Source organism: Streptococcus nakanonensis, assembly GCF_059738785.1.
In genome coordinates, this window is record NZ_AP027139.1 from 680358 (window position 1) to 707249 (window position 26892).

At 41.2% G+C, this 26892-nt stretch carries 29 protein-coding genes; 27 read left to right on the forward strand and 2 right to left on the reverse strand.

Features of this window, described 5'->3' with window-relative positions; all coding sequences use genetic code 11:
* Window position 1 precedes the first annotated feature (1 nt).
* From AC6I9F_RS03565 to yaaA, 7 genes are all read left to right on the forward strand, one after another.
* Window positions 2–973: a glycosyltransferase family 2 protein gene (locus AC6I9F_RS03565; protein ID WP_498022809.1), complete on the forward strand. Its 972-nt coding sequence runs from the start codon at window positions 2–4 to the stop codon at window positions 971–973.
* 238 nt (window positions 974–1211) lie between these two features.
* On the forward strand, window positions 1212–3908 hold the full coding sequence (locus AC6I9F_RS03570) for a cation-translocating P-type ATPase (protein ID WP_112445508.1): 2697 nt from the start codon (window positions 1212–1214) through the stop codon (window positions 3906–3908).
* A gap of 12 nt (window positions 3909–3920) precedes the next feature.
* Window positions 3921–4712 (forward strand): glutathione-dependent disulfide-bond oxidoreductase, encoded by a 792-nt coding sequence (gene yghU / locus AC6I9F_RS03575; RefSeq protein ID WP_498022811.1) that lies wholly within the window; start codon window positions 3921–3923, stop codon window positions 4710–4712.
* 115 nt (window positions 4713–4827) lie between these two features.
* Complete coding sequence (locus tag AC6I9F_RS03580; RefSeq protein WP_020902508.1) at window positions 4828–5238, forward strand: peptide deformylase; 411 nt, start codon at window positions 4828–4830, stop codon at window positions 5236–5238.
* 11 nt (window positions 5239–5249) lie between these two features.
* Entirely contained in the window at window positions 5250–6845 is a 1596-nt protein-coding gene (locus tag AC6I9F_RS03585; protein WP_498022813.1) for a hypothetical protein, read from the forward strand.
* A 64-nt stretch (window positions 6846–6909) separates the two neighbouring features.
* Window positions 6910–7074, forward strand: coding sequence for a YczI family protein (locus AC6I9F_RS03590; RefSeq protein WP_138705830.1), 165 nt, complete (start codon window positions 6910–6912; stop codon window positions 7072–7074).
* Window positions 7075–7266: 192 nt separating this feature from the next.
* The gene (gene yaaA, locus AC6I9F_RS03595) at window positions 7267–7995 is read left to right on the forward strand and encodes a peroxide stress protein YaaA (protein ID WP_498022815.1); all 729 of its coding nucleotides are present in this window, start codon (window positions 7267–7269) and stop codon (window positions 7993–7995) included.
* Between the two features lie 250 nt (window positions 7996–8245).
* Here yaaA and AC6I9F_RS03600 read toward each other — a convergent pair whose 3' ends face one another.
* Complete coding sequence (locus AC6I9F_RS03600) at window positions 8246–8794, reverse strand: NADPH-dependent FMN reductase (RefSeq protein ID WP_498022817.1); 549 nt, start codon at window positions 8792–8794, stop codon at window positions 8246–8248.
* 390 nt (window positions 8795–9184) lie between these two features.
* Here AC6I9F_RS03600 and AC6I9F_RS03605 point away from each other — a divergent pair, with 390 nt between their 5' ends.
* The 18 genes from AC6I9F_RS03605 (at window position 9185) to AC6I9F_RS03690 (ending at window position 21473) form a co-directional block, all read left to right on the forward strand.
* Complete coding sequence (locus AC6I9F_RS03605) at window positions 9185–10381, forward strand: MFS transporter (RefSeq protein ID WP_498022819.1); 1197 nt, start codon at window positions 9185–9187, stop codon at window positions 10379–10381.
* Window positions 10382–10567: 186 nt separating this feature from the next.
* Window positions 10568–11056, forward strand: a complete 489-nt coding sequence (locus AC6I9F_RS03610; protein ID WP_424846025.1) for a cell wall elongation regulator TseB-like domain-containing protein — start codon at window positions 10568–10570, stop codon at window positions 11054–11056.
* Complete coding sequence (locus tag AC6I9F_RS03615; protein ID WP_498022821.1) at window positions 11053–12240, forward strand: pyridoxal phosphate-dependent aminotransferase; 1188 nt, start codon at window positions 11053–11055, stop codon at window positions 12238–12240. Before AC6I9F_RS03610 ends, AC6I9F_RS03615 begins: the two co-directional genes overlap by 4 nt.
* The gene (locus tag AC6I9F_RS03620) at window positions 12233–12598 is read left to right on the forward strand and encodes a VOC family protein (protein WP_261055040.1); all 366 of its coding nucleotides are present in this window, start codon (window positions 12233–12235) and stop codon (window positions 12596–12598) included. The genes AC6I9F_RS03615 and AC6I9F_RS03620 overlap by 8 nt, the downstream gene beginning before the upstream one ends.
* A 19-nt stretch (window positions 12599–12617) precedes the next feature.
* Entirely contained in the window at window positions 12618–13961 is a 1344-nt protein-coding gene (asnS, locus tag AC6I9F_RS03625) for an asparagine--tRNA ligase (RefSeq protein WP_000167160.1), read from the forward strand.
* 152 nt (window positions 13962–14113) lie between these two features.
* Complete coding sequence (gene rpsF, locus AC6I9F_RS03630; RefSeq protein WP_001151785.1) at window positions 14114–14404, forward strand: 30S ribosomal protein S6; 291 nt, start codon at window positions 14114–14116, stop codon at window positions 14402–14404.
* A gap of 11 nt (window positions 14405–14415) precedes the next feature.
* Complete coding sequence (ssbA, locus tag AC6I9F_RS03635; RefSeq protein ID WP_000609606.1) at window positions 14416–14886, forward strand: single-stranded DNA-binding protein SsbA; 471 nt, start codon at window positions 14416–14418, stop codon at window positions 14884–14886.
* Between the two features lie 31 nt (window positions 14887–14917).
* The gene (gene rpsR, locus AC6I9F_RS03640) at window positions 14918–15157 is read left to right on the forward strand and encodes a 30S ribosomal protein S18 (protein WP_000068664.1); all 240 of its coding nucleotides are present in this window, start codon (window positions 14918–14920) and stop codon (window positions 15155–15157) included.
* 150 nt (window positions 15158–15307) lie between these two features.
* On the forward strand, window positions 15308–15811 hold the full coding sequence (locus tag AC6I9F_RS03645) for a GNAT family N-acetyltransferase (protein WP_262082079.1): 504 nt from the start codon (window positions 15308–15310) through the stop codon (window positions 15809–15811).
* Window positions 15812–15893: 82 nt separating this feature from the next.
* Window positions 15894–17294: a bifunctional Cof-type HAD-IIB family hydrolase/peptidylprolyl isomerase gene (locus tag AC6I9F_RS03650; protein ID WP_498022834.1), complete on the forward strand. Its 1401-nt coding sequence runs from the start codon at window positions 15894–15896 to the stop codon at window positions 17292–17294.
* Between the two features lies 1 nt (window position 17295).
* Entirely contained in the window at window positions 17296–17655 is a 360-nt protein-coding gene (locus AC6I9F_RS03655; RefSeq protein ID WP_049525037.1) for a S1 RNA-binding domain-containing protein, read from the forward strand.
* A gap of 53 nt (window positions 17656–17708) precedes the next feature.
* Entirely contained in the window at window positions 17709–18458 is a 750-nt protein-coding gene (locus tag AC6I9F_RS03660; protein WP_042901322.1) for a tRNA1(Val) (adenine(37)-N6)-methyltransferase, read from the forward strand.
* Window positions 18448–18744, forward strand: a complete 297-nt coding sequence (locus AC6I9F_RS03665; RefSeq protein ID WP_173282693.1) for a GIY-YIG nuclease family protein — start codon at window positions 18448–18450, stop codon at window positions 18742–18744. The genes AC6I9F_RS03660 and AC6I9F_RS03665 overlap by 11 nt, the downstream gene beginning before the upstream one ends.
* Window positions 18722–18880 (forward strand): hypothetical protein, encoded by a 159-nt coding sequence (locus AC6I9F_RS03670; protein ID WP_498022837.1) that lies wholly within the window; start codon window positions 18722–18724, stop codon window positions 18878–18880. Before AC6I9F_RS03665 ends, AC6I9F_RS03670 begins: the two co-directional genes overlap by 23 nt.
* 133 nt (window positions 18881–19013) lie before the next feature.
* A complete protein-coding gene (locus AC6I9F_RS03675; RefSeq protein WP_173262132.1) occupies window positions 19014–19949 on the forward strand; it encodes a manganese-dependent inorganic pyrophosphatase in 936 nt (311 codons plus the stop codon).
* Between the two features lie 86 nt (window positions 19950–20035).
* Window positions 20036–20548, forward strand: coding sequence for a YiiX/YebB-like N1pC/P60 family cysteine hydrolase (locus AC6I9F_RS03680; protein WP_173262135.1), 513 nt, complete (start codon window positions 20036–20038; stop codon window positions 20546–20548).
* The gene (locus AC6I9F_RS03685; protein ID WP_498022840.1) at window positions 20532–21182 is read left to right on the forward strand and encodes a DUF1803 domain-containing protein; all 651 of its coding nucleotides are present in this window, start codon (window positions 20532–20534) and stop codon (window positions 21180–21182) included. Before AC6I9F_RS03680 ends, AC6I9F_RS03685 begins: the two co-directional genes overlap by 17 nt.
* 99 nt (window positions 21183–21281) lie before the next feature.
* Window positions 21282–21473, forward strand: coding sequence for a CsbD family protein (locus tag AC6I9F_RS03690; RefSeq protein WP_000051193.1), 192 nt, complete (start codon window positions 21282–21284; stop codon window positions 21471–21473).
* Between the two features lie 47 nt (window positions 21474–21520).
* Here the strand turns inward: AC6I9F_RS03690 and AC6I9F_RS03695 are convergent, their stop codons facing one another.
* Window positions 21521–22966, reverse strand: coding sequence for a UDP-N-acetylmuramoyl-L-alanyl-D-glutamate--L-lysine ligase (locus tag AC6I9F_RS03695; protein WP_498022843.1), 1446 nt, complete (start codon window positions 22964–22966; stop codon window positions 21521–21523).
* Window positions 22967–23071: 105 nt separating this feature from the next.
* Here AC6I9F_RS03695 and AC6I9F_RS03700 point away from each other — a divergent pair, with 105 nt between their 5' ends.
* Window positions 23072–24694, forward strand: a complete 1623-nt coding sequence (locus tag AC6I9F_RS03700) for a putative polysaccharide biosynthesis protein (protein WP_498022845.1) — start codon at window positions 23072–23074, stop codon at window positions 24692–24694.
* Window positions 24695–24897: 203 nt separating this feature from the next.
* A complete protein-coding gene (locus AC6I9F_RS03705; RefSeq protein ID WP_498022847.1) occupies window positions 24898–26856 on the forward strand; it encodes a peptide ABC transporter substrate-binding protein in 1959 nt (652 codons plus the stop codon).
* Window positions 26857–26892 lie beyond the last annotated feature (36 nt).

The following is a 26892-nucleotide window of genomic DNA, read 5'->3' on the forward strand; positions in this document are numbered from 1 at the left end:
CATGAGCAGGAAAAAGCCAATTTTATATATTGTTGTTCCATGTTATAACGAAGAGCAAGTCCTACCACATACTAATCCAATGTTCGTTGAAAAAATTGAACAATTAGTGAAGAAAGAAGTAATCCATCCTCTTAGTAAAATCATGTATGTAAATGATGGTAGTAAGGATCAGACTTGGGAACTGATAGAAAGTTATGCTAAAACCATCCCTTCTGTAGTTGGCGTGTCACAAAGTCGTAACAGAGGTCATCAAAGTAGTGTCCTTGCAGGTATGTATGAGGCCATTCAGTTTGCTGATATTGTTATTACCATCGATGCTGATGGGCAAGATGATATCAATTGTATGGACAAAATGGTTGAAGAATATAAAAGTGGTTCTGAAATTGTCTATGGTGTCCGTGATAATCGTGATACGGACTCTGCTTTTAAACGAATTACAGCCGAAGGTTTTTATAAAGTGCTGCGCCTATTTGGGGCAGAAGTTGTTTTTAATCATGCAGACTATAGATTGGTATCAAAAAGATTTTTGCAGGAGTTAGAGAGGTTCCAAGAAGTTAATCTTTTTCTTCGTGGTTTAATGCCCTTAGTGGGCTTTAAATATTCTTATGTTTCATATAAACGCCATGAACGAATTGCTGGTGAGAGCCATTATCCACTGTCAAAAATGCTTGGTTTGGCTATGGATGGTATTACCAGTTTATCAATCAAACCGATTCGTTTGATTACAAGTCTTGGTGTTTTGACGTCACTCTTTAGTTTTCTATTGATTATTTGGGTTATATTGAGTAAGTTTGCTGGTACGGTTGTGGCTGGTTGGGCAAGCACCTATGCAATAGTTAGCCTACTTGGTGGAGTACAATTGATTAGTTTGGGAGTAATTGGTGAGTATATTGGAAAGATTTACCTAGAAACGAAACGTCGTCCTAGATATATTATCAGTGAACGTACTTTTGATAAGGATAGAATTTTATAGAATCTTTACTATTTGAAAACTTTTCAAAATTTGGTATAATAGTACTACTCAAGGGAGTAGCTGGCAGAAACCTGTGATAGTGTCGTCATTCCGAATTTTATACTGAAAAGTATGCTTTCCGGCACTATCTTAAACAGCGAGACTTGTTATGATTAACAGGTCTCTTTTTGTTTGTCGTGAAAAGATGCGATGAGGGAAAAGAGAGTCTGTTTTGCACACAATGTCAAGGAGGAGACACATGTCAAAAGAACAAAAACGCCAAGCGTTTTACACTCAGAGTCCTGAAGAGGTCTTGAAGGCTGTGGATGCGACCGAGCAAGGTTTGTCATCAAGTGAGGCGGAAAAGCGCCTTGCAGAATTTGGCCACAATGAACTCGAAGAAGGCGAGAAACGATCAATCCTGGTCAAATTCATCGAGCAATTTAAGGATTTGATGATTATCATCCTAGTTGCGGCAGCAATCTTGTCAGTCGTGACTTCTGGTGGGGAAGATATCGCAGATGCCATTATCATTTTAGCCGTAGTTATCATTAACGCTGCCTTTGGTGTTTACCAAGAAGGGAAAGCAGAAGAAGCGATCGAAGCCCTCAAATCCATGTCTAGTCCAGCTGCTCGCGTTCTTCGTGATGGTCATATGGCTGAGATTGATTCTAAAGAATTAGTACCAGGTGATATCGTCGCTCTCGAAGCTGGTGATGTTGTACCAGCAGACTTACGTTTGCTAGAAGCTAACTCTCTTAAAATCGAAGAAGCTGCCCTGACAGGTGAGTCTGTGCCAGTCGAAAAAGATTTGACAGTTGAACTTGCTGCAGATGCTGGTATTGGTGACCGTGTCAACATGGCCTTCCAAAACTCAAATGTGACTTATGGTCGTGGTCTTGGTGTTGTTGTCAATACAGGTATGTACACTGAAGTTGGTCATATCGCGGGTATGCTCCAAGATGCAGATGAGACGGATACACCACTCAAACAAAACTTGAACAACCTTTCTAAGGTCTTGACCTATGCTATCTTGGTCATTGCCCTTGTTACTTTTGTAGTGGGTGTCTTCATCCAAGGGAAAAGTCCACTTGGTGAGTTGTTGACTTCTGTTGCCCTTGCCGTTGCAGCCATTCCAGAAGGACTTCCTGCTATCGTTACCATCGTTCTTTCCCTTGGTACTCAAGTTTTAGCAAAACGAAACTCTATCGTTCGTAAGTTGCCAGCAGTAGAAACACTTGGTTCAACTGAAATCATCGCTTCTGATAAGACTGGTACGTTGACTATGAACAAGATGACCGTCGAAAAAGTCTTCTACGATGCGGTTCTACATGATTCAGCTGATGACATTGAACTAGGTCTTGAAATGCCCCTTCTTCGTTCAGTTGTCTTGGCTAATGATACGAAAATCGATGTGGAAGGCAACCTGATTGGTGACCCAACCGAAACAGCCTTTATCCAATATGCCTTGGACAAGGGCTACGATGTTAAAGGTTTCTTAGAGAAATATCCACGTGTGGCTGAGTTGCCATTTGATTCTGACCGTAAGCTCATGTCAACGGTTCACCCATTGTCAGACGGTCGTTTCCTTGTAGCAGTCAAGGGTGCGCCAGACCAACTTTTGAAACGTTGTGTTCTTCGTGATAAGGCTGGGGATATTGCTCCGATTGACGAGAAGGTTACAAACCTCATTCATACAAACAATTCTGAAATGGCCCACCAAGCCTTACGTGTCCTTGCAGGTGCGTATAAGATTATCGATAGCATTCCAGAAAACCTCACTTTTGAAGAGCTTGAAAATGATTTAATCTTTACTGGTTTGATTGGGATGATTGACCCTGAACGTCCTGAGGCAGCTGAGGCTGTTCGTGTGGCTAAGGAAGCTGGAATCCGTCCAATCATGATTACTGGTGACCATCAAGACACAGCAGAAGCTATTGCTAAACGTTTGGGAATCATTGACGCAAACGATACCGAAAGCCACGTTTTAACTGGTGCTGAGCTCAACGAACTATCTGATGAAGACTTTGAAAAAGTAGTTGGTCAATACTCTGTTTATGCCCGTGTGTCTCCAGAACACAAGGTTCGTATCGTCAAGGCTTGGCAAAAACAAGGTAAAGTCGTTGCCATGACAGGTGACGGTGTCAATGATGCTCCGGCTTTGAAAACAGCAGACATCGGTATCGGTATGGGAATCACTGGTACAGAGGTTTCTAAGGGTGCATCTGACATGATTCTTGCAGATGATAACTTTGCGACTATCATCGTTGCAGTGGAAGAAGGACGTAAGGTCTTCTCAAACATTCAAAAGACTATTCAGTACTTACTTTCTGCCAATACTGCTGAAGTATTGACCATCTTCCTATCAACCTTGTTTGGTTGGGATGTTTTGCAGCCAGTTCATCTTTTGTGGATCAACTTGGTAACGGATACCTTCCCAGCTATTGCTCTTGGTGTTGAACCTGCTGAGCCTGGTGTCATGAACCATAAACCACGTGGACGCAAGGCAAGCTTCTTCTCAGGTGGTGTTTTCAGTTCTATCATCTATCAAGGTGTACTCCAAGCAGCTATTGTTATGAGTGTTTATGGACTTGCCCTTCTTTACCCAGTTCATGTGGGTGACAATCATGCCATTCATGCAGATGCTCTAACGATGGCCTTTGCAACCCTTGGTTTGATTCAGCTCTTCCATGCATACAATGTGAAATCTGTTTATCAATCCATCTTGACAGTTGGCCCATTCAAGTCTAAGACCTTCAACTGGTCTATCTTGGTATCCTTCATCCTTCTCATGGCAACAATCGTCGTAGAACCGCTTGAAGGAATCTTCCACGTAACAAAACTAGACTTGTCACAATGGGGAATCGTTATGGGCGGAAGCTTCTCAATGATTATTATCGTCGAAATCGTTAAGTTCATCCAACGTAAACTCGGCTTTGATAAGAATGCGATTTAAGGGAGGTTTCTGATGTCAGCTTATCAATTACCGACCGTATGGCAAGATGAAGCTAGTAATCAAGGAGCCTTTACGGGCTTAAATAGACCAACAGCAGGTGCCCGTTTCGAACAAAACTTGCCAAAAGGAGAACAACCTTTTCAGCTTTATTCACTGGGAACACCAAATGGTGTGAAGGTCACTATCTTATTTGAAGAATTACTAGAAGCTGGTTTTGAGCAAGCAGCTTACGACTTGTATAAGATTGCTATCATGGATGGGGAACAATTCGGTTCAGACTTTGTAAAGCTCAATCCAAATTCCAAGATTCCAGCCTTGTTGGACCAGTCAGGGACTGAAAATGTAAGAGTTTTTGAGTCTGCTCATATTCTTTTATACCTTGCTGAGAAATTTGGAACCTTTTTACCAAGTAATCCTGTGGAAAAGGTAGAAGTTTTGAATTGGCTATTCTGGCAAGCAGGTGCAGCACCTTTTCTAGGTGGGGGATTTGGACATTTCTTCAATTATGCCCCTGAAAAATTGGAATATCCTATTAACCGTTTTACGATGGAAGTGAAACGCCAGTTGGATTTATTGGATAAGGAATTGGCTCAGAAACCTTATATTGCAGGCAATGACTATACGATTGCAGATATTGCTATCTGGTCTTGGTATGGACAGTTAGTCCAAGGAAACCTTTATCAAGGTTCTGCAAAATTCTTGGATGCCTCAAGTTACCAGAATTTAGTAAAATGGGCAGAAAAAATTGCCAATCGTCCAGCTGTTAATCGTGGCATGGAAGTAACTTATAAAGAAATTAAGTAGCAAAAAAGTCATCTTCGGATGGCTTTTTGCTACAGTTGAAGGAAAGGGCTTGCAGTTATTGGCTTTTGTGCTATAATTGCTATAATATAGTAAAAAGTAAGAGGAGTGTGAGGAAGTGGAAAAGAAAATTGTGAAGGATATTTTGTTTTTATCTCAGGTATCTCAGCCGGCAAGTCAGGATGATCTGTATCTTGCCAGAGATTTGCAGGATACACTCTTAGCAAATCGTGAGACCTGCGTTGGTCTGGCTGCCAATATGATTGGGGTGCAGAAGCGCGTGATTATCTTTAATCTTGGCTTGGTTCCTGTGGTTATGTTTAACCCAGTGCTCCTGTCCTTTGAAGGACCTTATGAGACAGAGGAAGGCTGTTTGTCCTTGACAGGTGTGAGACCTACTAAGCGTTATGAAACCATAAGGGTTGCTTATCGTGACAGCAAGTGGCAGGAACAGACCATTACCTTGACAGGCTTCCCAGCCCAGATTTGCCAGCATGAACTGGATCACTTGGAAGGACGAATCATTTAGGAGGAAAGCAAATGAAACGGATAATCTTTGAACTTATTTTTATCGCAACGACCTGGTATATCTTTTTACCGCCCCTTAACCTGACCAGCTGGGAATTTCTCTTCTTCCTCTGTGGGCATATGTTGCTTGTAGCAATCTTATTTGGCTTTGGCAAGGGGATAAACCTTGTCAAAACGGTTCATGTGCGCCACGGCAAGGCGGAAGCTGCCTTAAATCTTGAGGGTTTCAAAATCAATCGGTTAGGGAAAATTCTGTTAGCTTCGATTGGAGGAATTCTTCTCTTAGCAGCCTTGGTTTCCTTGGTGACTTCCAGCATTTTTCAGGCTAAAAATTATGCCAATGTAGTCACGGTGACGGAAAAAGACTTTACTGAATTTCCTAAGACTGACACCAGTAAGGTTCCAATCTTAGATAGAAGTACTGCTGAAAAAATTGGTGACCGTTATTTGGGGTCCCTAACAGATAAGGTGTCGCAGTACGTAGCGGCAGACACCTATACCCAATTGACAATTGATGGGAAGCCTTATCGAGTTACGCCACTAGAATACGCAGATCCTATCAAGTGGTTTAATAATCAAGCCAAGGGAATCGGCGAGTATATCAAGGTGGACATGGTAACCGGGAATGCGGACTTGGTGGACTTGAAGACACCAATCAAGTATTCGGACTCGGAGTATTTTAACCGCGATGTCAAGCGTCACCTGCGCTTGAAGTACCCAACCAAGATCTTCAAAACTCCATCTTTCGAGGTGGACGATGAGGGTAATCCTTTCTATGTAGCAACGGTTTACCAAAAGCAATTTGGACTGGCGGTTCCTCGTCCTGTTTCAGTTATTATCTTGGATGCCACAAATGGAGAAACCAAGGAATACAGCTTGGCAGATGTTCCAGAATGGGTGGACAGGGTCTATCCAGCTGAGGAAACCATCGAGCAAATCAACTACAACGGCAAGTACAAGGACGGTTTTTGGAATGCCATGATTTCCAAGAAAAACGTGACTCAGACTACCAAGGGCTATAACTACTTGTCTATCGGCAATGACATCTATCTCTACACAGGTGTGACGTCGGCTAATGCAGATGAAAGTAATCTTGGTTTCATCCTTGAAAATATGCGAACAGGAGAAATCACGAAGTATAGCTTGGCTTCTGCGACCGAAGAATCAGCCCGTGAATCAGCCGAAGGTGCTGTTCAGGAGAAATCCTACAAGGCGACCTTCCCAATCCTCATCAACCTCAATGATAAGCCTCTGTATATCATGGGCTTGAAGGACAATGCGGGCTTGGTCAAAGAGTACGCTTTGGTAGACGCAGTCGAGTACCAGAATGTCATCGTAGCTACTACAGTGGAAGAGATGCTCAGCAAGTATGCCAATAAAAACGACCTTGAAATTGACAATGCAACGACAGAGAGTATCAAGGGTGTGGTAGCAGACCTCAAATCAGCTGTTATCAAGGGAGACACCGTCTACTTCTTTAAAGTTGATGGCAAGATTTACAAGGTCAAGGCCTCTGTATCTGATGACCTTCCTTACCTTGAAAATGGTAAAATCTTCGAAGGTCAAGTAGGAAAAGACAACTATCTCAAGACCTTTAAAGTGCAGTAAAAAAGGTTTATTTAAGAAATATATGTTATAATAAAGTAAATTAAGCCTAATGGAGGACAAAGAAATGGGTTTTTATTTGATGGTTGCTTCAATGCTACTCGGACTGCTCGCTTTGAAGATAGGTTTTTCTCAGTTCAAGGAGAAAAAAGATAAATTCTTATCTATCTTAACAAGTTTAGCTGGGCTAGCCCTTGTTCTCGTGGCTGTCTGGTTAGGATGGCCCAAATAAATAGAAAAACCTCGGTTAAACCGAGGTTTTTCATACTCTTCGAAAATCTCTTCAAACCACGTCAGCTTTATCTGCAACCTCAAAGCTGTGCTTTGAGCAACCTGCGGCTAGTTTCCTAGTTTGTTCTTTGATTTTCATTGAGTATCAGATGAATTTCTTGGTTGTGGCTAAAAAATATGCTACACTATCAATATGAAAATTTTAATCCCAACAGCAAAAGAAATGAACACAGACTTGCCAAATATCCAAGCTGCCCCTTTAAAACCAGAAAGTCAGGCCGTGCTGGATGCCTTGGCCCTCTATTCTGCTAGTCAATTAGAGAGTTTTTACAAGGTATCAGCTGAGAAGGCGGCGGAAGAATTTCAACATATCCAAACTTTGAAAAGGCAAACTGCTCAACACTACCCAGCCTTGAAACTTTTTGATGGGCTCATGTATCGCCATATCAAGCGAGACAAATTGACCGAGGCGGAACAAGCCTATCTTGAAAATCATGTCTTTATTACTTCGGCTTTGTACGGTGTTGTTCCAGCCTTGTCACCTATGGCACCTCACCGTTTGGATTTTTTGATGAAGTTGAAAGTCGCTGGTAAGACTTTGAAGAGCCATTGGAAGGCAGCCTATGATGAGGCTATGAATGGTGAAGACCTAATTTTCTCCCTCTTGTCGTCCGAGTTTGAGACTGTGTTTTCTAAGGAAATCAGAGAAAAAATGGTGACCTTCAAATTTATGGAGGACAAGGGTGGTCAGCTGAAAATTCATTCAACTATTTCCAAGAAAGCGCGTGGTGCCTTCCTGACAGCCCTGATAGAAAATCAAGTACAGACAGTAGAGGAAGCTCGTCGCTTAAGCTTTGCGGGATTTAACTACCGAGAAGATTTGTCACAGCCACAGGAATTGGTTTTTGTTAAGGAAGTATAGAAATCAGATATTTTGTATTTGACAATATGTATCATCAGTTATTTTAGTTTATAAATGAGAAAAAAAGCGAACAAGCTAGTCTTCTGAGTGTCAGAAAAGTAGTCTTGCTCGCTTTTATTATGTTAGTTAGTTTAGTTATACTCAATGAAAATCAAAGAACAAACTAGGAAACTAGCCGCAGGTTGCTCAAAGCACAGCTTTGAGGTTGCAGATAAAGTTGACGTGGTTTGAATTTGATTTTCGAAGAGTATTACTTGATCGCATTGATCAAGTCTTCCGCTTGTTTTTCAAGTGAGTTTAGGACTGTTTCTTCGAGAACCAATTTTCCGTCTGCCCAGGCAGAGTCATTGACACGTGCAGCGGTGAAATCACCAAAGACTTGTGTACGGATAAATGGCAAGAGGTCTTTGTAGATAGCGAAGAGTTGATCGTGACCTGCATTGGCTACAGATGATACGGTGACAAACTTGTCTTGAAGGGCAGAAGCACCGCGTGTATCAGACAAGTCAAGGGCACGAGATAGCCAGTCAAGCAAGTTTTTCACTGTTCCAGGGATAGAGAAGTTGTAGACTGGAGAGAAGATCCAGATGGCATCTGCAGCGAGAACCGCTTCACGAGCAGCCGCTACAGCTGGGTGAGTTGGAACTTCCAAATCTTGGCTGAAGAGAGGAACAGCTGAATAATCAAGGTAGCTAACTTCTGCTTTACCAGCAAGTGCTTTCTCAGCTTCAAGAGCCATTTGGTGGTTGAAAGAACCTTGGCGTAGGGATCCGACGATAAATAATACTTTTTTAGACATGATGTGTCTCCTTTTTCTTAAATTTTCGAGAAGTCTCTCGTTGTTATAAAATATATTACAACAAAACAAAAGGACTTGCAAGAAATTTGCTCAGAGTTTATTTGAAAATTATAAAATTGCTGAAACTCTAGTCACTTGCGACTGGAATGCATTTGATTTTCGAAGAGTATTCTAACATTCTCTTGTAATATGATGACATAAGTGCTAAAATAAACAAGAAAACTCGCAATAGAAACCGCAGAACAGCTATTTTCCGGTATCATTTCATAAATCATTAAAGGAACAATAATGGCATTGAAGAATGCTTATAAAAGGGGTGGAGATCATGTAAGGCATAGATTAACAAGTGACGGACAAAAGAAATAATAATACACTTGTTAAGGAGAAAAGATGTTAATAAGAAATTATCGGAAAAATATTGGCCTGATGGCCGGAGTTGAGTTTTTTGCATTTCTAGGGATTACCAGTTTTTGGATTCTCTTTCTCAGTCAAAATGGTATGTCTCTTTGGCAGATTGGACTTCTGGAGAGTATCTTTCATGCGACCAGTCTTCTCTGTGAAATTCCATCTGGAATGTTGGCTGACCGCTATTCCTATAAGACCAACCTTTATTTAAGTCGAATAGCAGGGATTTTGTCTTCTATTCTCATGTTGGCTGGGCAGGGAAATTTTTGGATTTATGCCGTAGCGATGGCGGTAAGTGCCTTGTCTTATAATTTTGATTCAGGAACGAGTGCAGCAATGGTCTATGACTCAGCTGTAGAGGCTGGACTAAAGGAGCGTTACCTATCCATTTCAAGCTTCCTATCAGGAGTGGCAGAAGGGACTCGGTCTTTGGGGACAGTGTTGGCGGGATTTTTTGTCCATGGTCAATTGCACCTGACCTACTGTATCATGATTGCCACTTCTATCATAGTTCTTTTCCTGATTTGGATGCTGAAAGAACCTAGTGTCAAGCTAGAAAAAGCTGATAGTGTGAGCATGAAACAGATTATTTGGACTGTTAAGGAAGAGTTGGAGCGAAATCCCATGCTGTTCAACTGGATGATTTTGTCTCAGATTATCGGAACACTCATGTGCATGTTTTACTTTTACTATCAAAATCAGTTACCAGATTTAAGTGGTTGGCAAATTTCAGCAGTTATGCTACTTGGTAGTCTCTTGAATATCGTCGCAGTCTATCTAGCGAGTAGGATTGGAAAGAACTTTGCTGCCTTGAAGCTTTTCCCTATCCTCGTCCTGCTGACTGGCGTCACCTATATGTTGTCCTACTTTGGAACACCTCTAATCTATATTTTGATTTATTTGATTAGTAATGCTCTATATGCTCTTTTTCAGCCGATTTTTGACAATGATTTGCAAGAGCGCCTTCCAAGTGAAGTAAGGGCAACCATGCTGAGTGTCTACTCTATGATGTTTAGCTTGAGTATGATTGTGTTTTTCCCACTGACAGGCTGGTTGATTGACCATTTAGGCTTTGTGGTAACATTTCTTTATCTAGGATTCTTTTTAGTCTTGATTAGCCTTCTACTCCCTGTATTTTTAGGAAAAATGGCTAAAAGAATGGATGATAAAGTGATTCCATAAATTAAAAGAACTTTTAAAAACTTGAGTGCCAAGCTCAGGTTTTTTAATAGGTTGATTTTGGAGCTGTCTTTACTTTTCTTGCTCGGTTTTAAATAAGAAAAATCTGTTTTGTTTGAAGGAAGAAATAATATAGGTTTGTTCTTGCATTCACTTGTAATAAAGCCCAATAGATGGTAAAATAGACGAGTGAAAAAAAGACAAAATAAAGCAAAAAATAATCTACTGTGGCAGTATGGTCTAGGGATGACGATTTTGTTTGTGGTTATCAGTGCTTCCTTTCTGTATCTAGTGTTTCTGAGTATGAAACCTTATCAAACAGCTAAAAGTGAAGGAGAAAAATTAGCTCAGCAGTATGCAGGATTAGAGCAGGCTGATCAGGTTGACTTATACAATGGCTTGGAATCTTATTATAGCGTTCTTGGTCGTAATAAAAAACAAGAAGCACTTGCTGTCCTGATTGGAAAAGATGACCATAAGATTTACGTTTATCAGCTAAATCAGGGTGTTTCACAAGAAAAAGCAGAAGCGGTTTCTAAGGAAAAAGGAGCTGGCGAGATTGACAAGATTACCTTTGGCCGTTATCAAGAAAAGCCAATCTGGGAAGTCAAGTCAGGATCTGATTTTTATCTAGTAGATTTTGAAACAGGAGCATTGGTCAATAAGGAGGGCCTATGAAACTATCCAACCGTGTTTTAGAAATGGAAGAAAGTGTGACTCTGGCTAGTGATGCAAGAGCAAAGAAGTTAAAGGCTGAAGGAAAAGATGTACTTTTCTTAACTTTAGGTCAGCCCGATTTCCATACTCCCAAAAATATTCAAGATGCAGCTGTTGCAGCCATTCGAGATGGACGTGCTTCTTTCTATACAGTAGCTTCAGGTCTACCAGAATTAAAAGCTGCGGTGAACACCTACTTCGAGCGCTACTATGGCTATTCTGTCGCAAGTAATGAGGTTACCTTTGCTACCGGTGCTAAGTTCTCACTCTATACTTTCTTTATGGCTGTGGTCAATCCAGGTGATGAAGTCATCATCCCAACTCCATATTGGGTCAGCTATGGAGATCAGGTCAAGATGGCAGAAGGGATTCCAGTTTTTGTTCAAGCTAAAGAAGACAATGATTTTAAAGTTACGGTGGATCAACTAGAACTAGTTAGGACAGATAAGACAAAGGTTTTGGTTCTTAATTCACCATCTAATCCGACTGGTATGATTTATACTCGTGAAGAATTACTAGCTATCGGAAATTGGGCAGTTGAGCATGACATTCTGATTTTAGCTGATGATATATACGGTCGTTTGGTCTATAACGGGAATGAGTTCGTACCAATCTCTAGTCTATCAGAAGCCATTCGCAAGCAAACCATTGTCATTAACGGTGTATCAAAAGCTTATGCCATGACAGGTTGGCGGGTAGGTTATGCAGTGGGTGATCCAGAAATCATTGCTGCTATGAGCAAATTGACAGGTCAAACAACTTCTAACCTAACTGCTGTTTCTCAATATGCGGCTATTGAAGCCTTAACAGGACCACAGGATTCTGTTGACATCATGCGTCTGGCTTTTGAGGAGCGTCTCAATACCATTTATCCGCTATTATGTGAGGTGCCTGGATTTGAAGTAGTCAAACCGCAAGGAGCCTTCTATCTCTTTCCAAATGTTAAAAAAGCTATGGAGATGAAAGGTTATAGCGATGTAACAGCATTTACAACGGCTATTCTTGAAGAAGTTGGTCTGGCCTTGATTACAGGAGCAGGATTTGGAGCACCAGAAAATGTCCGCCTCAGCTATGCGACAGACCTAGACACGCTTAAAGAAGCAGTTAAACGCTTGAAAGCATTTATGGGTAGTGAGAATGATTGATCATTTTGAAATTAAGGTAAAGGATTTACAAATTTCAGAAGGATTTTATAGGAGTTTTCTTGCTCCTTTGGGCTATAAATTAGCTTTTAAGACTACTTCTCTAATCAGTTTTCTTGCCCCAAACAGCCCTCATCCTGGTGGTGATTTTTGGCTGGCTCAGGGGAAGCAAAATCCTATTCACTTTGCTTTTTTAGCAGAAAATAAGGAAGAGGTTCAAGCTTGTTATGAGGCTGGTTTAGAGGCAGGTGGGCGAGACAATGGAGCTCCTGGTTATCGCAGTGAGCAACCGATTTACTACGCTGCTTTTGTGATTGACCCAGATGGGAACAATATAGAAGTGGTTTGCCATAAAGAATAAAAAAGAAAAAGGAAAAATAATGACAAAACGTGTAACGATTATTGATGTAAAAGACTATGTTGGTCAAGAAGTGACGATTGGCGCTTGGGTTGCCAACAAATCAGGAAAAGGGAAAATCGCCTTCTTGCAATTGCGTGATGGAACAGCCTTCTTTCAAGGTGTAGCCTTTAAACCAAACTTTGTCGAAAAATTTGGTGAAGAAGTAGGACTTGAGAAGTTTGATGTTATCAAACGCTTGAGCCAAGAAACGTCTGTCTATGTGACAGGAATTGTCAAAGAAGATGAACGTTCTAAATTTGGTTATGAGTTGGACATTACAGACATCGAAGTGATCGGTGAATCTCAAGACTACCCAATCACACCAAAAGAACACGGAACAGACTTCTTGATGGACAACCGTCACTTGTGGCTTCGTTCTCGTAAGCAAGTGGCTGTGATGCAAATCCGTAACGCTATTATCTATGCAACTTATGAGTTCTTTGACAAGAACGGCTTCATGAAATTTGATAGCCCAATTCTTTCAGGAAATGCAGCAGAAGATTCAACTGAACTTTTTGAAACAGACTACTTCGGTACTCCAGCCTACTTGAGCCAGTCAGGTCAGCTTTACCTAGAAGCAGGAGCTATGGCTCTTGGTCGTGTCTTTGACTTTGGTCCAGTATTCCGTGCCGAAAAATCAAAAACGCGCCGTCACTTGACTGAGTTCTGGATGATGGACGCAGAGTACTCATACTTGACACACGATGAGTCACTCGACTTGCAAGAAGCTTATGTGAAAGCTCTTCTTCAAGGTGTTCTTGACCGTGCGCCTCAAGCCTTGGAAACCTTGGAACGTGATACAGAGCTCTTGAAACGCTACATTGCAGAGCCCTTCAAACGTATCACTTATGATCAAGCCATTGACCTTTTACAAGAGCATGAAAATGATGAAGATGCTGACTACGAGCATTTGGAACATGGTGATGACTTTGGTTCACCACATGAAACATGGATTTCAAACCACTTTGGTGTGCCAACATTTGTCATGAACTATCCAGCAGCCATCAAGGCCTTCTACATGAAACCAGTTCCTGGAAATCCAGAGCGCGTGCTTTGTGCAGACTTGCTTGCCCCAGAAGGCTATGGAGAAATTATCGGTGGGTCTATGCGTGAGGAAGACTACGATGCTCTTGTAGCTAAGATGGATGAACTTGGTATGGATCGTACAGAGTACGAATTCTACCTTGACCTTCGTAAATACGGTACAGTTCCACACGGTGGATTTGGTATCGGTATCGAGCGTATGGTAACCTTCGCGGCAGGAACAAAACACATCCGTGAAGCTATTCCATTCCCACGTATGTTGCACCGTATTAAACCGTAAGAACAGGAAAACGCCCATGTGGCGTTTTTTCGAATTTCAGAGTTTTTACTTGCGTAAAAAAATTTTTTCTAGTATAATAGTTTATTGTGAGCGAACCTCACTTACCCCTTGCAAAGTCTTGGGGTCATTAGACCAAAAGGAGGAACATATCAATGGCTAAATACGAAATTCTTTATATCATTCGTCCAAACATTGAAGAAGAAGCTAAAAACGCTTTGGTAGCACGTTTTGACTCTATTTTGACTGACAACGGTGCAACTGTTGTTGAATCAAAAACTTGGGAAAAACGTCGTCTTGCATACGAAATCCAAGATTTCCGTGAAGGACTTTACCACATCGTTAACGTTGAAGCAAACGACGATGCAGCTCTTAAAGAGTTTGACCGTCTTTCAAAAATCAACGCTGACATTCTTCGTCACATGATCGTCAAAATTGACGCGTAAGAAGGTAAACTATGATTAACAATGTTGTACTTGTAGGGCGTATGACACGTGACGCTGAGTTACGTTATACCCCATCAAATGTAGCAGTTGCGACTTTTACTCTTGCAGTAAACCGTACATTTAAGAGTCAAAATGGCGAACGTGAGGCTGATTTTATCAATGTCGTTATGTGGCGCCAACAGGCTGAGAACCTTGCTAATTGGGCTAAAAAAGGCTCACTTATCGGGGTGACAGGCCGTATCCAGACTCGTAGTTACGATAACCAGCAAGGACAACGTGTCTACGTGACAGAGGTCGTGGCTGAGAATTTCCAAATGTTGGAAAGCCGTAGTGTGCGTGAAGGTCATACAGGTGGAGCTTACTCTGCCCCAACTGCAAACTATTCAGCACCTACAAATTCAGTACCAGACTTTTCACGTGATGAAAATCCATTTGGAGCAACAAATCCTTTGGATATTTCAGATGATGATTTACCATTCTAATGGACAACTAAAATTATAAAGGAGAAAAAACATGGCTCAACAACGTCGTGGCGGATTCAAACGCCGTAAAAAAGTTGATTACATCGCAGCAAACAAAATTGAATATGTTGATTACAAAGATACTGAGCTTCTTAGCCGTTTCGTTTCAGAACGTGGGAAAATCCTTCCTCGTCGTGTAACAGGAACTTCAGCTAAAAACCAACGTAAAGTAACAACAGCTATCAAACGCGCTCGCGTAATGGCTTTGATGCCTTTCGTAAACGAAGATTAAAGAAAAGACCCGGTTGGGTCTTTTTTTCACGAGCTTTGAAATAAGAGAGCGAGTTTAGGTCCAGTTGGACCTCTTTTTCACGAAATAGTTTTTTTCTGACCTTGGCGTGCTATAATGGTAATAAAAAGAGTAAAGGTGGGTAAGTCAAAGATGAATTGTACGATTAGAAATATGATTAAGTCTGATATTGAATCCTTATCTCATGGATTTATCAATCAAGGTTGGCCTGGTAGAGAGGAAATTTTGGCTAGATATTTTCTGGAACAGGAAAGTGGGGAGAGAGAAGTCTTAGTTGCAGAGATTGATGGTGCTGTAGCGGGCTACGTTACCATTTTGCCCTCTGCTAAACATGGTCCTTTTGCAGAAGTCTATCCAGAATTATCAGATTTTAATGTGTTTGAACCTTTTCGAAATCAAGGGATTGGGAGTCAACTGCTAGAAGAAGCAGAAAATCGAGTTAAGTTTTTTTCAGACAGAGTGACGTTGGGTGTAGGTTTGCACTCAGGCTATGGACCTGCCCAGAGATTGTACATCAAACGAGGCTATATTCCAGATGGTTCAGGCGTTTGGTATCGAAATCAGCCGTTGGAAATGAATGCTACTATTCAAAATAATGATGATTTAGTTCTGTACTTATCCAAGAAGTTCGAATAAGAGATAGCGAATTTCTTTGAAAATAGGGGATTTAGCTACTTTATGGTATAATGGAAAGAGTTAGATTGAAAGAGGTAGTGAGATGGATGCGAAATTAAGATACAAGGCAAAGAAAATCAAGATTGTCTTTTTTGATATTGATGATACATTGCGAAATTCCAAGACGGGTTTTATTCCAACTTCAATCCCAGTTGTTTTTAAGCAATTACGTGAGAAAGGAATCTTGACAGGTATTGCTTCTGGACGAGGGATTTTTGGTGTCGTTCCGGAGATTCGTGAACTCAAGCCTGACTTTTTTGTGACCCTGAATGGGGCTTATATCGAAGATAAAAAAGGTCAGGTCATTTATCAGTATCAGATCGAGAAGTCAGATGTTGAGGAGTATATTTCTTGGGCCAAGCAAGAGGGAATTGAGTATGGTTTGGTTGGGAGTCATGATGCCAAGTTGTCGACTCGCACCGATATGATTAGTGAAGCTATCAATCCAATTTACCCTGATTTGGATGTAGATCCTGATTTCCATGAAAAAGTAGAGATTTATCAGATGTGGACTTTTGAAGATAAAGGAGATGACTTGCACTTGCCTGACAGTCTCTCAGACAAACTTCGCATGGTTCGTTGGCATGAGCATTCGTCTGATATTGTGCCGATTTCAGGCTCCAAAGCGACGGGTGTGGAAAAGGTTGTGGAACACCTTGGCTTGAAACCAGAGGACGTCATGGTTTTTGGAGATGGACTCAACGACTTGGAACTCTTTGATTATGCTGGAATCAGCGTTGCCATGGGAATTTCTCATGATAAAATCAAAGAAAAAGCAGATTATATTACAAAAACACTAGAAGAAGATGGCATTTTTGATGCCTTAGAAGGATTTGGTATGGTAGAAAAAGACTTGCATTTCCCACAAGTAGACATTGAAACAGCAGAAGGTCCTATCGCGACTATTAAGACCAATCACGGAGACTTGCGTATCAAGCTCTTCCCTGAACATGCTCCTAAAACTGTGGCTAACTTTGTTGCACTTTCAAAAGATGGCTACTATGATGGAGTCATTTTCCATCGTATTATCAAGGACTTTATGATTCAAGGTGGAGATCCAACTGGAACTGGTATGGGAGGCGAGTCAATCTACGGCGAATCATTTGAGGATGAATTCTCAGAAGAGCTTTACAATATCCGTGGAGCCCTTTCTATGGCCAATGCTGGTCCAAATACCAACGGTAGCCAGTTCTTTATCGTGCAAAATCAACATTTGCCTTATTCTAAGAAAGAAATTGCTCGTGGTGGTTGGCCAGAACCGATTGCGGAAATCTATGCCAACCAAGGAGGGACACCTCACCTAGACCGCCGTCACACGGTTTTTGGACAGTTAGCTGATGAAGCATCTTACGCTGTCTTGGATGCCATTGCTGCTGTTGAGACGGGGGCGATGGACAAGCCAGTTGAAGATGTTGTGATTGAAACAATTGAAATCGAGGACTAAGATGAAAATCGGTGATAAGCTAAAGGGTCGTATTACAGGGATTCAGCCCTACGGTGCCTTTGTTGAGCTAGAGACGGGTGATACGGGGCTGATTCACATTTCAGAGATTCGGACAGGCTTTATTGAAAATATTCATGAAGCCTTGAAAGTCGATGAAGAGGTTCAGGTTCAGGTAGTGGATTTAGATGAATTTACAGGGAAAGCTAGTCTTTCTATTCGCACTTTGGAGGAAGAAAAGCACCAGTTTCCGAGACGGAGACGCTTTTCAAGCGACCGCTTTAACTACGGCTTTGCGCCCTTTCGACGAATGCTACCAATCTGGACTAGAGAAGCCCTGCACCATTTAAAAAAGAAGAAGTAGTTTAGAGTTTTATATTTTTTGTAATGTTAATATAAATCTGCTATAATAGAACCATGGAAGAAGAACAATTATTAAAATCAGGGGAGCGCATTAACCAGCTCTTTTCGACAGATATTAAAATCATTCAAAATAGAGAGGTTTTTAGCTATTCGGTGGATAGTGTTCTCTTGTCACGTTTTCCACGTTTTCCTAAAAAGGGCTTGATAGTGGATTTCTGCGCTGGAAATGGAGCAGTTGGGCTATTTGCTAGCACTCGGACTCAGGCACAGATTTTGGCTGTTGAGATTCAGGAGCGTTTGGCAGATATGGCTGAACGCTCTGTCCGTTTGAATGGTTTGGAAGAGCAGATGCAGGTCATCTGTGATGATTTGAAAAATATGCCTGCTTACATCCAGGGAAGTAAGGTGGATATGATTTTGTGTAATCCGCCCTATTTCAAGGTGGATCCTCATTCCAACTTAAATGAGAGTGAACATTATCTCTTGGCGCGCCATGAAATCACGACCAATTTGCAGGAAATCTGTCGTAGTGCCCAGAGTATTCTCAAGTCTAATGGACGGTTGGCCATGGTTCATCGTCCTGACCGACTCTTGGACATTCTGGATATGTTGCAACGACATAATCTAGCACCTAAGCGCCTGCAGTTTGTTTATCCAAAGAGGGAAAAGGAAGCCAATATGCTTTTGATTGAGGCTATCAAGGATGGCTCGACAAGTGGCTTTAAGGTCTTGCCACCTCTCATTGTGCACAATGATGATGGTTCTTATACGCCTGAACTCGAAGAGATTTATTATGGATCATAAGGCTTATATGTATGTGCTGGAGTGCTGTGATGGCTCCTACTATACGGGTTATACTACTGACGTGAGAAAACGCCTCGCGGTCCACAATAGTGGGAAGGGAGCCAAATACACACGAGCCCGCTTGCCAGTCAAACTTATCTATGCTCAAGGTTTTGCCAGTAAGGAAGAAGCCATGTCAGCTGAAGCCCTTCTCAAGCGTAAGAAACGACCACAGAAGGAGCAATTTTTATCTGAAAATCAAGATAGAAATTTGCTCATACTCAATGAAAATCAAAGAGCAAACTAGGAAGCTAGCCGTAGGTTGCTCAAAGCACTGCTTTGAGGTTGTAGATAAGACTGACGAAGTCAGCTCAAAACACTGTTTTGAGGTTGTAGATAAGACTGACGAAGTCAGTCACATATATAATCCAAGGCGAAGCTGACGTGGTTTGAAGAGATTTTCGAAGAGTATCAGTTATTTTGAAGAATCGTGAGGAGCCCTTTGACTCCTCTTACTTTTGTCAAAAAGCGAAAAAAATGCTACAATAAAGAGAATAAACAAAATGAGGTATTATCATGTCTAAGATTCTAGTATTTGGTCACCAAAATCCAGACTCAGATGCCATCGGGTCATCTGTAGCCTTTGCCTACCTTGCCAAAGAAGCTTACGGTTTGGATACGGAAGCTGTTGCTCTTGGAACTCCAAATGAAGAAACAGCCTTTGTCTTGAACTATTTTGGTGTGGAAGCACCGCGTGTCATCACTTCTGCCAAAGCAGAAGGTGCAGAGCAAGTTATCTTGACTGACCACAATGAATTCCAACAATCTGTATCAGATATCGCTGAAGTAGAAGTTTATGGTGTTGTAGACCACCACCGTGTGGCTAACTTTGAAACTGCAAGCCCACTTTACATGCGTTTGGAGCCAGTTGGTTCAGCGTCTTCAATCGTTTACCGTATGTTCAAAGAACATGGTGTGGCTGTGCCTAAAGAGATTGCTGGTTTGATGCTTTCAGGTTTGATTTCAGATACCCTTCTTTTGAAATCACCAACAACACACTCAACAGATACAGTCATTGCTCCTGAATTGGCTGAATTAGCTGGTGTCAACTTGGAAGAATATGGTTTGGCTATGTTGAAAGCTGGTACAAACTTGGCTAGCAAATCTGCTGAAGAATTGATTGACATCGATGCTAAAACTTTTGAATTGAACGGAAATAATGTCCGTGTTGCCCAAGTGAACACAGTTGACATCGCTGAAGTCTTGGAACGTCAAGCAGAAATTGAAGCTGCAATGCAAGCTGCTAACGAAGCAAACGGCTACTCTGACTTTGTCTTGATGATTACAGATATCGTCAACTCAAACTCAGAAATCTTAGCTCTTGGTACCAATATGGGCAAAGTCGAAGCAGCTTTCAACTTCAAACTTGAAAACAATCATGCTTTTCTTGCTGGTGCTGTTTCACGTAAGAAACAAGTGGTACCTCAATTGACTGAAAGCTTTAATGCTTAAGATTTTGAGTGTTAATTCAAATTAGGAAAGGCTAGTTTGCCTTATATCGAAAGGAGTTTCGGCTCCTTTTTTTCTAGGAGTGAAGCATGTTAGAAAATGGCGATTTGATTTTTGTGAGAGATGAGTCAGATATGGGACAGGCCATCCAGACTTCCACAGGCAACTATAACCATGTTGCCATTTATTTGGATGGGATGATTTACCATTCTAGTGGACAGGCTGGTGTTGTCTGTCAAGAACCGGCAGACTTCTTTGAATCTGATAACTTGTACGACCTCTATGTCTACCCAGAAATGGATATTCAGTCGGTGAAGGAAAGAGCTTGCAAACATCTGGGAGCTTCTTATAATGCTTCTTTCTATCGAGATGGAGCTGGTTTTTACTGTTCCCAGTACATGGCAGAAATTCTCCCCATTTTTGAAAACATACCTATGAAATTTGGGGATGGGGAGCAGGAGATTAGTGATTTTTGGAGAGAATATTACAGAGAACTAGGTCTGCCTGTTCCTCTGAACCAAGCTGGGACCAATCCCAGTCAGTTGGCAGCATCGCCTCTGTTAAAATGTAAAGAAAGGAATCTTCATGATTCAGATTTTTAATCCATCTCGTTTGACGAGACAGCCATTTTTTGGAGAATTGATCCGCTATCTGGACCAGCATGAGGATGTGATTTTACGAGAAATTAAGGCTCAATTTCCAGATGTGGCAGTTGATAAACTCATGGAAGAGTATATAAAGGCTGGCTTGATTCGTCGGGAAAATAAGCGTTATTACCTCAATCTTCCTATGCTTGAATCACTCGATAGTCTCGAACTGGATCAAGAGATTTTTGTCAGCGAAGATAGTCCGTCCTATCAAGCCTTGTTAGAGCAAAGTTTTGAGACGGAATTGCGCAATCAAACCAATGAAGCTATTTTAGTTGAAAAAACAGATTTTGCGCGCACTAAAATGACCCTGTCTAATTATTTCTACAAGGTCAAACATCAGTATCCTTTGACAGAAAAACAGCAGGAACTCTATGCCATTTTAGGAGATGTTAATCCTGAGTATGCTCTTAAATATATGACGACTTTTTTGTTGAAATTTCTCAAAAAAGATCAACTTATGCAGAAACGCCGTGACATCTTTGTGGACAGTTTAGTTGTCCTAGGTTATATTGTCCAAAATGCAGATGGAAAGTATGAGTTGACTGTCGATTTTGACAAGGAGAGATTAACTTTCTATTTAGTGTGATTGCTTTTTCTGAGCACATTGTTTGACTTTATCTATCGATAAGTTTATACTAATGTAACCGATAACACATATCGGAATAAAACTAAAGGAGACAATCATATGTCACTTGAAAACAAATTAGAACAAGCAACAGGCGCTGTCAAAGAAGGTTTTGGTAAAGTTACTGGAGACAGCAAGACAGAACTTGAAGGAGCTGTTGAAAAAACAGTTGCTAAGGCAAAAGACGTTGTAGAAGATGCTAAAGGTGCTGTAGAAGGTGCCGTTGAAGGTTTGAAAAACGCTTTTAAATAAAGATAGAAAAAATCAAGGGTTTCGTTTCCCTTGATTTTTTACGATCCTTATAAATAATTTTCTGCTACGGCTGCATCTCCAGGATAGGCTTCTTTTTTTCCTTGGACGATTTGGTAGCAATCTGCTCCCTTACCAGCAATAATAACTGCATCTAATTCGTGATTTGTGATAGCCATAGCTGCCTTGATGGCTTCTTGGCGATCCGCAATTTTTTCAACAGGATGATTGATGTAGCTACTGATTTCATCTGCAATGGTCATTGGGTCTTCATAGTTGGGGTCATCAGCAGTCAGAAAGACTTGAATCTCAGGATGTTGATTGAGGAGGAGGCCAAAGTCTTTGCGACGGCTTTCACCTTTATTTCCTGTCGAACCTAGAACCAGAGCAATCTTTCCAGTTTGATGACTTTCTACAACCTTGATGAGTTTTTTCAGACTATCCCCATTGTGGGCATAGTCGATGAAGACCTTGGCTCTATTTTTCTGGGTGAGGACTTCCATACGACCAGGAACTCGGGTTGTAGCGATGCCTTTTTTGATGTCCTCAAGACTAGCTCCGAGACGGAGGCAAGCAAGTCCAGCAGCAACGGCATTTTCTTGGTTGAAGTGTCCAATGAGTTGAATATCATAATCACCAGCCAGTTTGCCCGTAGCTGAAAAGCTAAAGGCTTTGGAATTCTCGATTTGGTTGCTCGACTGACTACCGTAGAAATCATGGTCTTGATCTGCCACTTGTTCTTTCAAGACAGAAAAGTGGTCCATGTCACTGTTAATGACGACTGCTCGGCTATTTTCCATCAAGAGACGTTTGTGGTAGAAATAGTCTTCAAAGCTAGGGTGTTCAATCGGGCCGATATGGTCTGGGCTAATATTGAGGAAAACTCCCACATCAAAGGTTAGACCATAGACTCGATGGACTAGATAGGCTTGGCTAGAGACTTCCATGATGAGGTGGGTACGGTCATTTTGCACAGCTTGATGCATCATATCAAAGAGGTCAATGCTCTCAGGGGTTGTCAATGCAGACTTAAAGAAAGTCTTGCCATCTAAAGTTGTATTCATAGTCGAGAGCATAGCAGGTCGATGTCCTTGAGATAAAATGTTATAGGCGAAATAGGCTGCTGTTGTCTTACCCTTAGTTCCAGTAAAGGCAAGGAGTTTAAGTTTTTTCTGTGGATTGCCATAAAACTCCATGGCAATCAAACTCATGGCTTTCTTAATGTCGCTGACGATAATGGCAGGAATACCAACTTCATAGTCTTTTTCAGCCACATACCAACCGAGGCCTTGAGAGATGGCAGAGATCAGAAATTCCTTCTTAAAGGCAACACCCTTGACGAAAAAGAGGCTCTTTTCTTTGGCCTTGCGGCTGTCATAGCAGATGGTGTCAAATACGACGTGGCTGTAGTTGTAGTGGTAATGACCTTGGTCAATAATTTCGCGAAAAAGGCCATCTTTCTTTAAAATATCTAATACGGTTTCAATCTTTATCATACTTTCTATTGTAAACCGAAAGTCGCAAATTTACAAGTAACAAGGAAAAGTTTATAATGGAAGACAAGGAGTTTTTCCTAGTTATCAAAATTGAATGAGGAATCTATGTCGCACGAAAACAATCACCAGCAGGCCCAGATGTTACGGGGGACTGCTTGGTTAACGGCTAGTAACTTTATCAGTCGCCTACTTGGGGCTATTTACATTATTCCTTGGTATATCTGGATGGGGTCTTATGCAGCTACGGCCAATGGTCTTTTTACCATGGGTTACAATATCTATGCTTGGTTCTTGCTGGTTTCAACAGCAGGGATTCCAGTTGCGGTGGCCAAGCAAGTTGCCAAGTATAATACCATGCGAGAAGAGGAGCATAGCTTTGCCCTGATTCGGAGCTTTTTAGGATTTATGACAGGACTTGGCCTGGTTTTTGCTTTAGTTTTGTATGTCTTTGCTCCTTGGCTAGCAGACTTGTCTGGCGTGGGCAAAGACTTGATCCCAATCATGCAAAGCTTGGCTTGGGGAGTCTTGATTTTCCCGTCTATGAGTGTTATCCGAGGATTTTTCCAAGGGATGAATAACCTCAAACCCTATGCCATGAGTCAAATCGCTGAGCAGGTCATTCGTGTTATCTGGATGCTCTTAGCAACCTTTATCATTATGAAGCTCGGTTCAGGAGATTACCTAGTAGCGGTTACCCAATCAACCTTTGCGGCCTTTGTCGGCATGGTCGCCAGTTTTGCAGTTTTGATTTATTTCCTTGCTCAAGAAGGCTTACTCAAAAGAGTCCTTGAAACAGGAGATAAGATTAACAGCAAGCGTCTTTTGGTCGATACTATTAAGGAAGCCATTCCTTTTATCTTAACAGGGTCTGCCATCCAGCTTTTCCAGATTTTGGATCAGCTGACCTTTATCAATAGTATGAGCTGGTTTACCAACTACAGCAATGAGGACTTGGTTGTCATGTTTTCTTATTTCTCAGCCAATCCTAATAAAATCACTATGATTTTGATTTCTGTAGGGGTTTCTATTGGGAGTGTAGGCTTGCCACTTTTGACTGAAAACTATATCAAGGGAGACTTGAAGGCAGCTTCTCGTCTTGTTCAGGACAGTCTCACCCTACTCTTTATGTTTCTGCTACCAGCAACGGTTGGAGTGGTCATGGTCGGAGAACCTCTTTATACGGTCTTCTATGGTAAGCCAGATAGTTTGGCCATGGGCTTATTTGTCTTTGCAGTTTTGCAGTCTATTATTTTAGGCTTGTACATGGTCTTGTCTCCCATGCTTCAAGCCATGTTCCGCAACCGCAAGGCCGTTCTCTATTTTATCTATGGTTCTATTGCCAAGCTGGTCTTGCAACTACCTACCATCGCCCTCTTCCACAGTTATGGTCCGTTGATTTCCACAACAATCGCTCTCATTATTCCTAATGTCTTGATGTATCGGGATATTTGTAAGGTAACAGGTGTCAAGCGCAAGGTGATTGTGAAGCGAACCATTTTAATCAGTTTGCTGACCCTAGTCATGTTTCTGTTAATAGGAACCATCCAGTGGCTGTTAGGATTTGTTTTCCAACCAAGTGGACGTTTATGGAGTTTCCTATATATAGCCCTTGTCGGTGCCATGGGTGGGGGTGTTTATGGAGTCATGAGTCTTCGTACCCGTCTATTGGATAAGGTGATTGGAAAAGCCCAAGCAGACCGCCTGAGAGCAAAATTTAAGCTTTCGTAAGGTAGCATTTATAAATAAAAGGAATAAGTTGAACAATCTTTTAGGAGAAGTTGAAACTTATTCCTTTTTTAGCGTCAAAATAGCTAAAATTATCTTTTGAAAGTAGAAGATGAGGTCTTTTTCGATTTTTTTAGAAAAAACATTGACTAAACAAACTAAACGTTGTATAATAAAACAAATATTTAAATCAGGAGGTTCTGGAAATGAAAAAGTCTAAGGCCAAGTATGCAACACTTGCAGGTGTCATGTTAAGTGCAGGTATTTTGTTAAGCGCCTGTGGAAATTCTAGCACAGGGTCAAAAACCTATAACTATGTTTATTCAAGTGATCCATCTAGTTTGAACTATCTAGCAGAAAACCGTGCAACAACCAATGATATTGTGACCAATCTGGTAGATGGTCTCATGGAAAATGACCAGTATGGGAACTATGTGCCATCCTTGGCAGAGGATTGGAGTGTTTCTAAGGACGGTTTAACCTATACCTACAAACTTCGTAAGGATGCTAAGTGGTTTACTTCTGAGGGAGAAGAATATGCTCCTGTAACTGCTCAGGATTTTGTGACAGGTTTGAAATATGCAGCTGATAAAAAATCAGAAGCCTTGTATCTAGTGCAGGACTCTGTTGCAGGCTTGGATGACTATATTAACGGGAAAACAAGCGACTTTTCAACTGTCGGAGTCAAGGCTCTTGATGACCAAACCGTTCAATACACCTTGGCTCGACCAGAACCTTACTGGAACTCAAAAACGACATCAACCATTCTTTTCCCAGTCAATGCAGATTTCTTGAAATCAAAAGGGGATGATTTTGGCAAGGTAGACCCTGCTAATATTTTGTACAGTGGACCTTTCTTGATGAAAGCCTTTGTTTCAAAATCTGTCATCGAATACAAGAAAAACCCTAACTACTGGGATGCTAAGAATGTCTTTGTGGACGATGTGAAATTGACCTACTATGATGGTAGTGACCAAGATGCTCTTGTTCGTAACTTTACAGACGGAGCCTATAGCTATGCCCGTCTCTATCCAAATAGTTCAAGTTTTGAAGGGATTAAAGAAAAATACAAAGATGATATCATCTACAGTATGCAGGATGCCACTTCTTACTTCTTAAACTTTAATCTGGATAGAAAATCTTATAAATTCACTTCAAAAACAAGTGATGCTGAAAAGAAATCGACTCAAGAAGCAGTTCTTAATAAAAACTTCCGTCAAGCTATTAATTTTGCCTATGATCGGACAGCTTACGGGGCTCAATCTCAAGGAGAAGATGGTGCAACTAAGATTTTGCGTAACTTGGTTGTTCCTCCAACCTTTGTAAGTATCAAGGGAAAAGACTTTGGTGAAGTAGTAGCCTCTAAGATGGTCAATTATGGTAAGGAATGGCAAGGAATCAACTTCGCGGATGCCCAAGATCCATACTACAATCCAGAGAAAGCCAAGGCCAAATTTGCAGAAGCTAAGAAAGAATTAGAAGCTAAGGGTGTAACATTCCCTATCCACTTAGATAAAAATATAGAGTTGACCAATAAGGCTGAAATTCAAGGAATCAATTCCATGAAGCAATCAATTGAGTCTGTCTTAGGTGCAGAAAATGTTGTGATTGATGTCCACCTACTTTCTACAGAGGACTATGATAGTTCAGGTTATCTAGCTCAAACTGCAGCTCAGAAAGATTATGACCTCTACAATGGTGGCTGGAGCGCAGACTATCAAGATCCATCAAGCTACCTTGATATTTTTAATATTAATTCCGGTGGAGTGTTGCAAAATCTAGGTTTAGAGCCAGGTGAAGCCAATGACAAGGCCAAGGCTGTTGGACTAGATGTCTACACTCAAATGTTGGAAGAAGCTAACAAGGAACAAGATCTTGCGAAACGCTATGAAAAATATGCTGAGATCCAAGCTTGGTTGGTAGATAGTGCTTTAGCAATTCCAAATGTTTCTAAGGGTGGAACACCAACATTGAGAAAAACAGTTCCTTTCTCTTCACCGTATTCATTAGCTGGTAATAAAGGTATCGAATCATATAAATACCTCAAAGTACAAGATAAGACAGTCACAAAAGACGAATTTGAAAAAGCTAAAGAAAAATGGTTGAAAGAAAAAGAAGAATCCAATAAAAAAGCTCAAGAAGAATTGGCAAAACATGTCAAATAAGGATTTTTCAAGAAAAACGATGGTTTCTAAGGAAAC

What these genes read in the sequence shown, in the direction of transcription:
- AC6I9F_RS03660 (WP_042901322.1), top strand. Translation starts at nt 17,709, where the DNA reads ATGGAAGAAGAACAATTATTAAAATCAGGGGAGCGCATTAACCAGCTC.
- rpsF (WP_001151785.1), top strand. Translation starts at nt 14,114, where the DNA reads ATGGCTAAATACGAAATTCTTTATATCATTCGTCCAAACATTGAAGAA.
- AC6I9F_RS03690 (WP_000051193.1), top strand. Translation starts at nt 21,282, where the DNA reads ATGTCACTTGAAAACAAATTAGAACAAGCAACAGGCGCTGTCAAAGAA.
- AC6I9F_RS03565 (WP_498022809.1), top strand. Translation starts at nt 2, where the DNA reads ATGAGCAGGAAAAAGCCAATTTTATATATTGTTGTTCCATGTTATAAC.
- AC6I9F_RS03700 (WP_498022845.1), top strand. Translation starts at nt 23,072, where the DNA reads ATGTCGCACGAAAACAATCACCAGCAGGCCCAGATGTTACGGGGGACT.
- rpsR (WP_000068664.1), top strand. Translation starts at nt 14,918, where the DNA reads ATGGCTCAACAACGTCGTGGCGGATTCAAACGCCGTAAAAAAGTTGAT.
- AC6I9F_RS03695 (WP_498022843.1), bottom strand. Translation starts at nt 22,966, where the DNA reads ATGATAAAGATTGAAACCGTATTAGATATTTTAAAGAAAGATGGCCTT.
- yghU (WP_498022811.1), top strand. Translation starts at nt 3,921, where the DNA reads ATGTCAGCTTATCAATTACCGACCGTATGGCAAGATGAAGCTAGTAAT.
- AC6I9F_RS03685 (WP_498022840.1), top strand. Translation starts at nt 20,532, where the DNA reads ATGATTCAGATTTTTAATCCATCTCGTTTGACGAGACAGCCATTTTTT.
- AC6I9F_RS03590 (WP_138705830.1), top strand. Translation starts at nt 6,910, where the DNA reads ATGGGTTTTTATTTGATGGTTGCTTCAATGCTACTCGGACTGCTCGCT.
- AC6I9F_RS03645 (WP_262082079.1), top strand. Translation starts at nt 15,308, where the DNA reads ATGAATTGTACGATTAGAAATATGATTAAGTCTGATATTGAATCCTTA.
- asnS (WP_000167160.1), top strand. Translation starts at nt 12,618, where the DNA reads ATGACAAAACGTGTAACGATTATTGATGTAAAAGACTATGTTGGTCAA.
- AC6I9F_RS03675 (WP_173262132.1), top strand. Translation starts at nt 19,014, where the DNA reads ATGTCTAAGATTCTAGTATTTGGTCACCAAAATCCAGACTCAGATGCC.
- AC6I9F_RS03600 (WP_498022817.1), bottom strand. Translation starts at nt 8,794, where the DNA reads ATGTCTAAAAAAGTATTATTTATCGTCGGATCCCTACGCCAAGGTTCT.
- AC6I9F_RS03620 (WP_261055040.1), top strand. Translation starts at nt 12,233, where the DNA reads ATGATTGATCATTTTGAAATTAAGGTAAAGGATTTACAAATTTCAGAA.
- yaaA (WP_498022815.1), top strand. Translation starts at nt 7,267, where the DNA reads ATGAAAATTTTAATCCCAACAGCAAAAGAAATGAACACAGACTTGCCA.
- AC6I9F_RS03615 (WP_498022821.1), top strand. Translation starts at nt 11,053, where the DNA reads ATGAAACTATCCAACCGTGTTTTAGAAATGGAAGAAAGTGTGACTCTG.
- AC6I9F_RS03665 (WP_173282693.1), top strand. Translation starts at nt 18,448, where the DNA reads ATGGATCATAAGGCTTATATGTATGTGCTGGAGTGCTGTGATGGCTCC.
- AC6I9F_RS03705 (WP_498022847.1), top strand. Translation starts at nt 24,898, where the DNA reads ATGAAAAAGTCTAAGGCCAAGTATGCAACACTTGCAGGTGTCATGTTA.
- AC6I9F_RS03680 (WP_173262135.1), top strand. Translation starts at nt 20,036, where the DNA reads ATGTTAGAAAATGGCGATTTGATTTTTGTGAGAGATGAGTCAGATATG.
- AC6I9F_RS03585 (WP_498022813.1), top strand. Translation starts at nt 5,250, where the DNA reads ATGAAACGGATAATCTTTGAACTTATTTTTATCGCAACGACCTGGTAT.
- AC6I9F_RS03655 (WP_049525037.1), top strand. Translation starts at nt 17,296, where the DNA reads ATGAAAATCGGTGATAAGCTAAAGGGTCGTATTACAGGGATTCAGCCC.
- AC6I9F_RS03605 (WP_498022819.1), top strand. Translation starts at nt 9,185, where the DNA reads ATGTTAATAAGAAATTATCGGAAAAATATTGGCCTGATGGCCGGAGTT.
- AC6I9F_RS03570 (WP_112445508.1), top strand. Translation starts at nt 1,212, where the DNA reads ATGTCAAAAGAACAAAAACGCCAAGCGTTTTACACTCAGAGTCCTGAA.
- ssbA (WP_000609606.1), top strand. Translation starts at nt 14,416, where the DNA reads ATGATTAACAATGTTGTACTTGTAGGGCGTATGACACGTGACGCTGAG.
- AC6I9F_RS03670 (WP_498022837.1), top strand. Translation starts at nt 18,722, where the DNA reads ATGAAAATCAAAGAGCAAACTAGGAAGCTAGCCGTAGGTTGCTCAAAG.
- AC6I9F_RS03650 (WP_498022834.1), top strand. Translation starts at nt 15,894, where the DNA reads ATGGATGCGAAATTAAGATACAAGGCAAAGAAAATCAAGATTGTCTTT.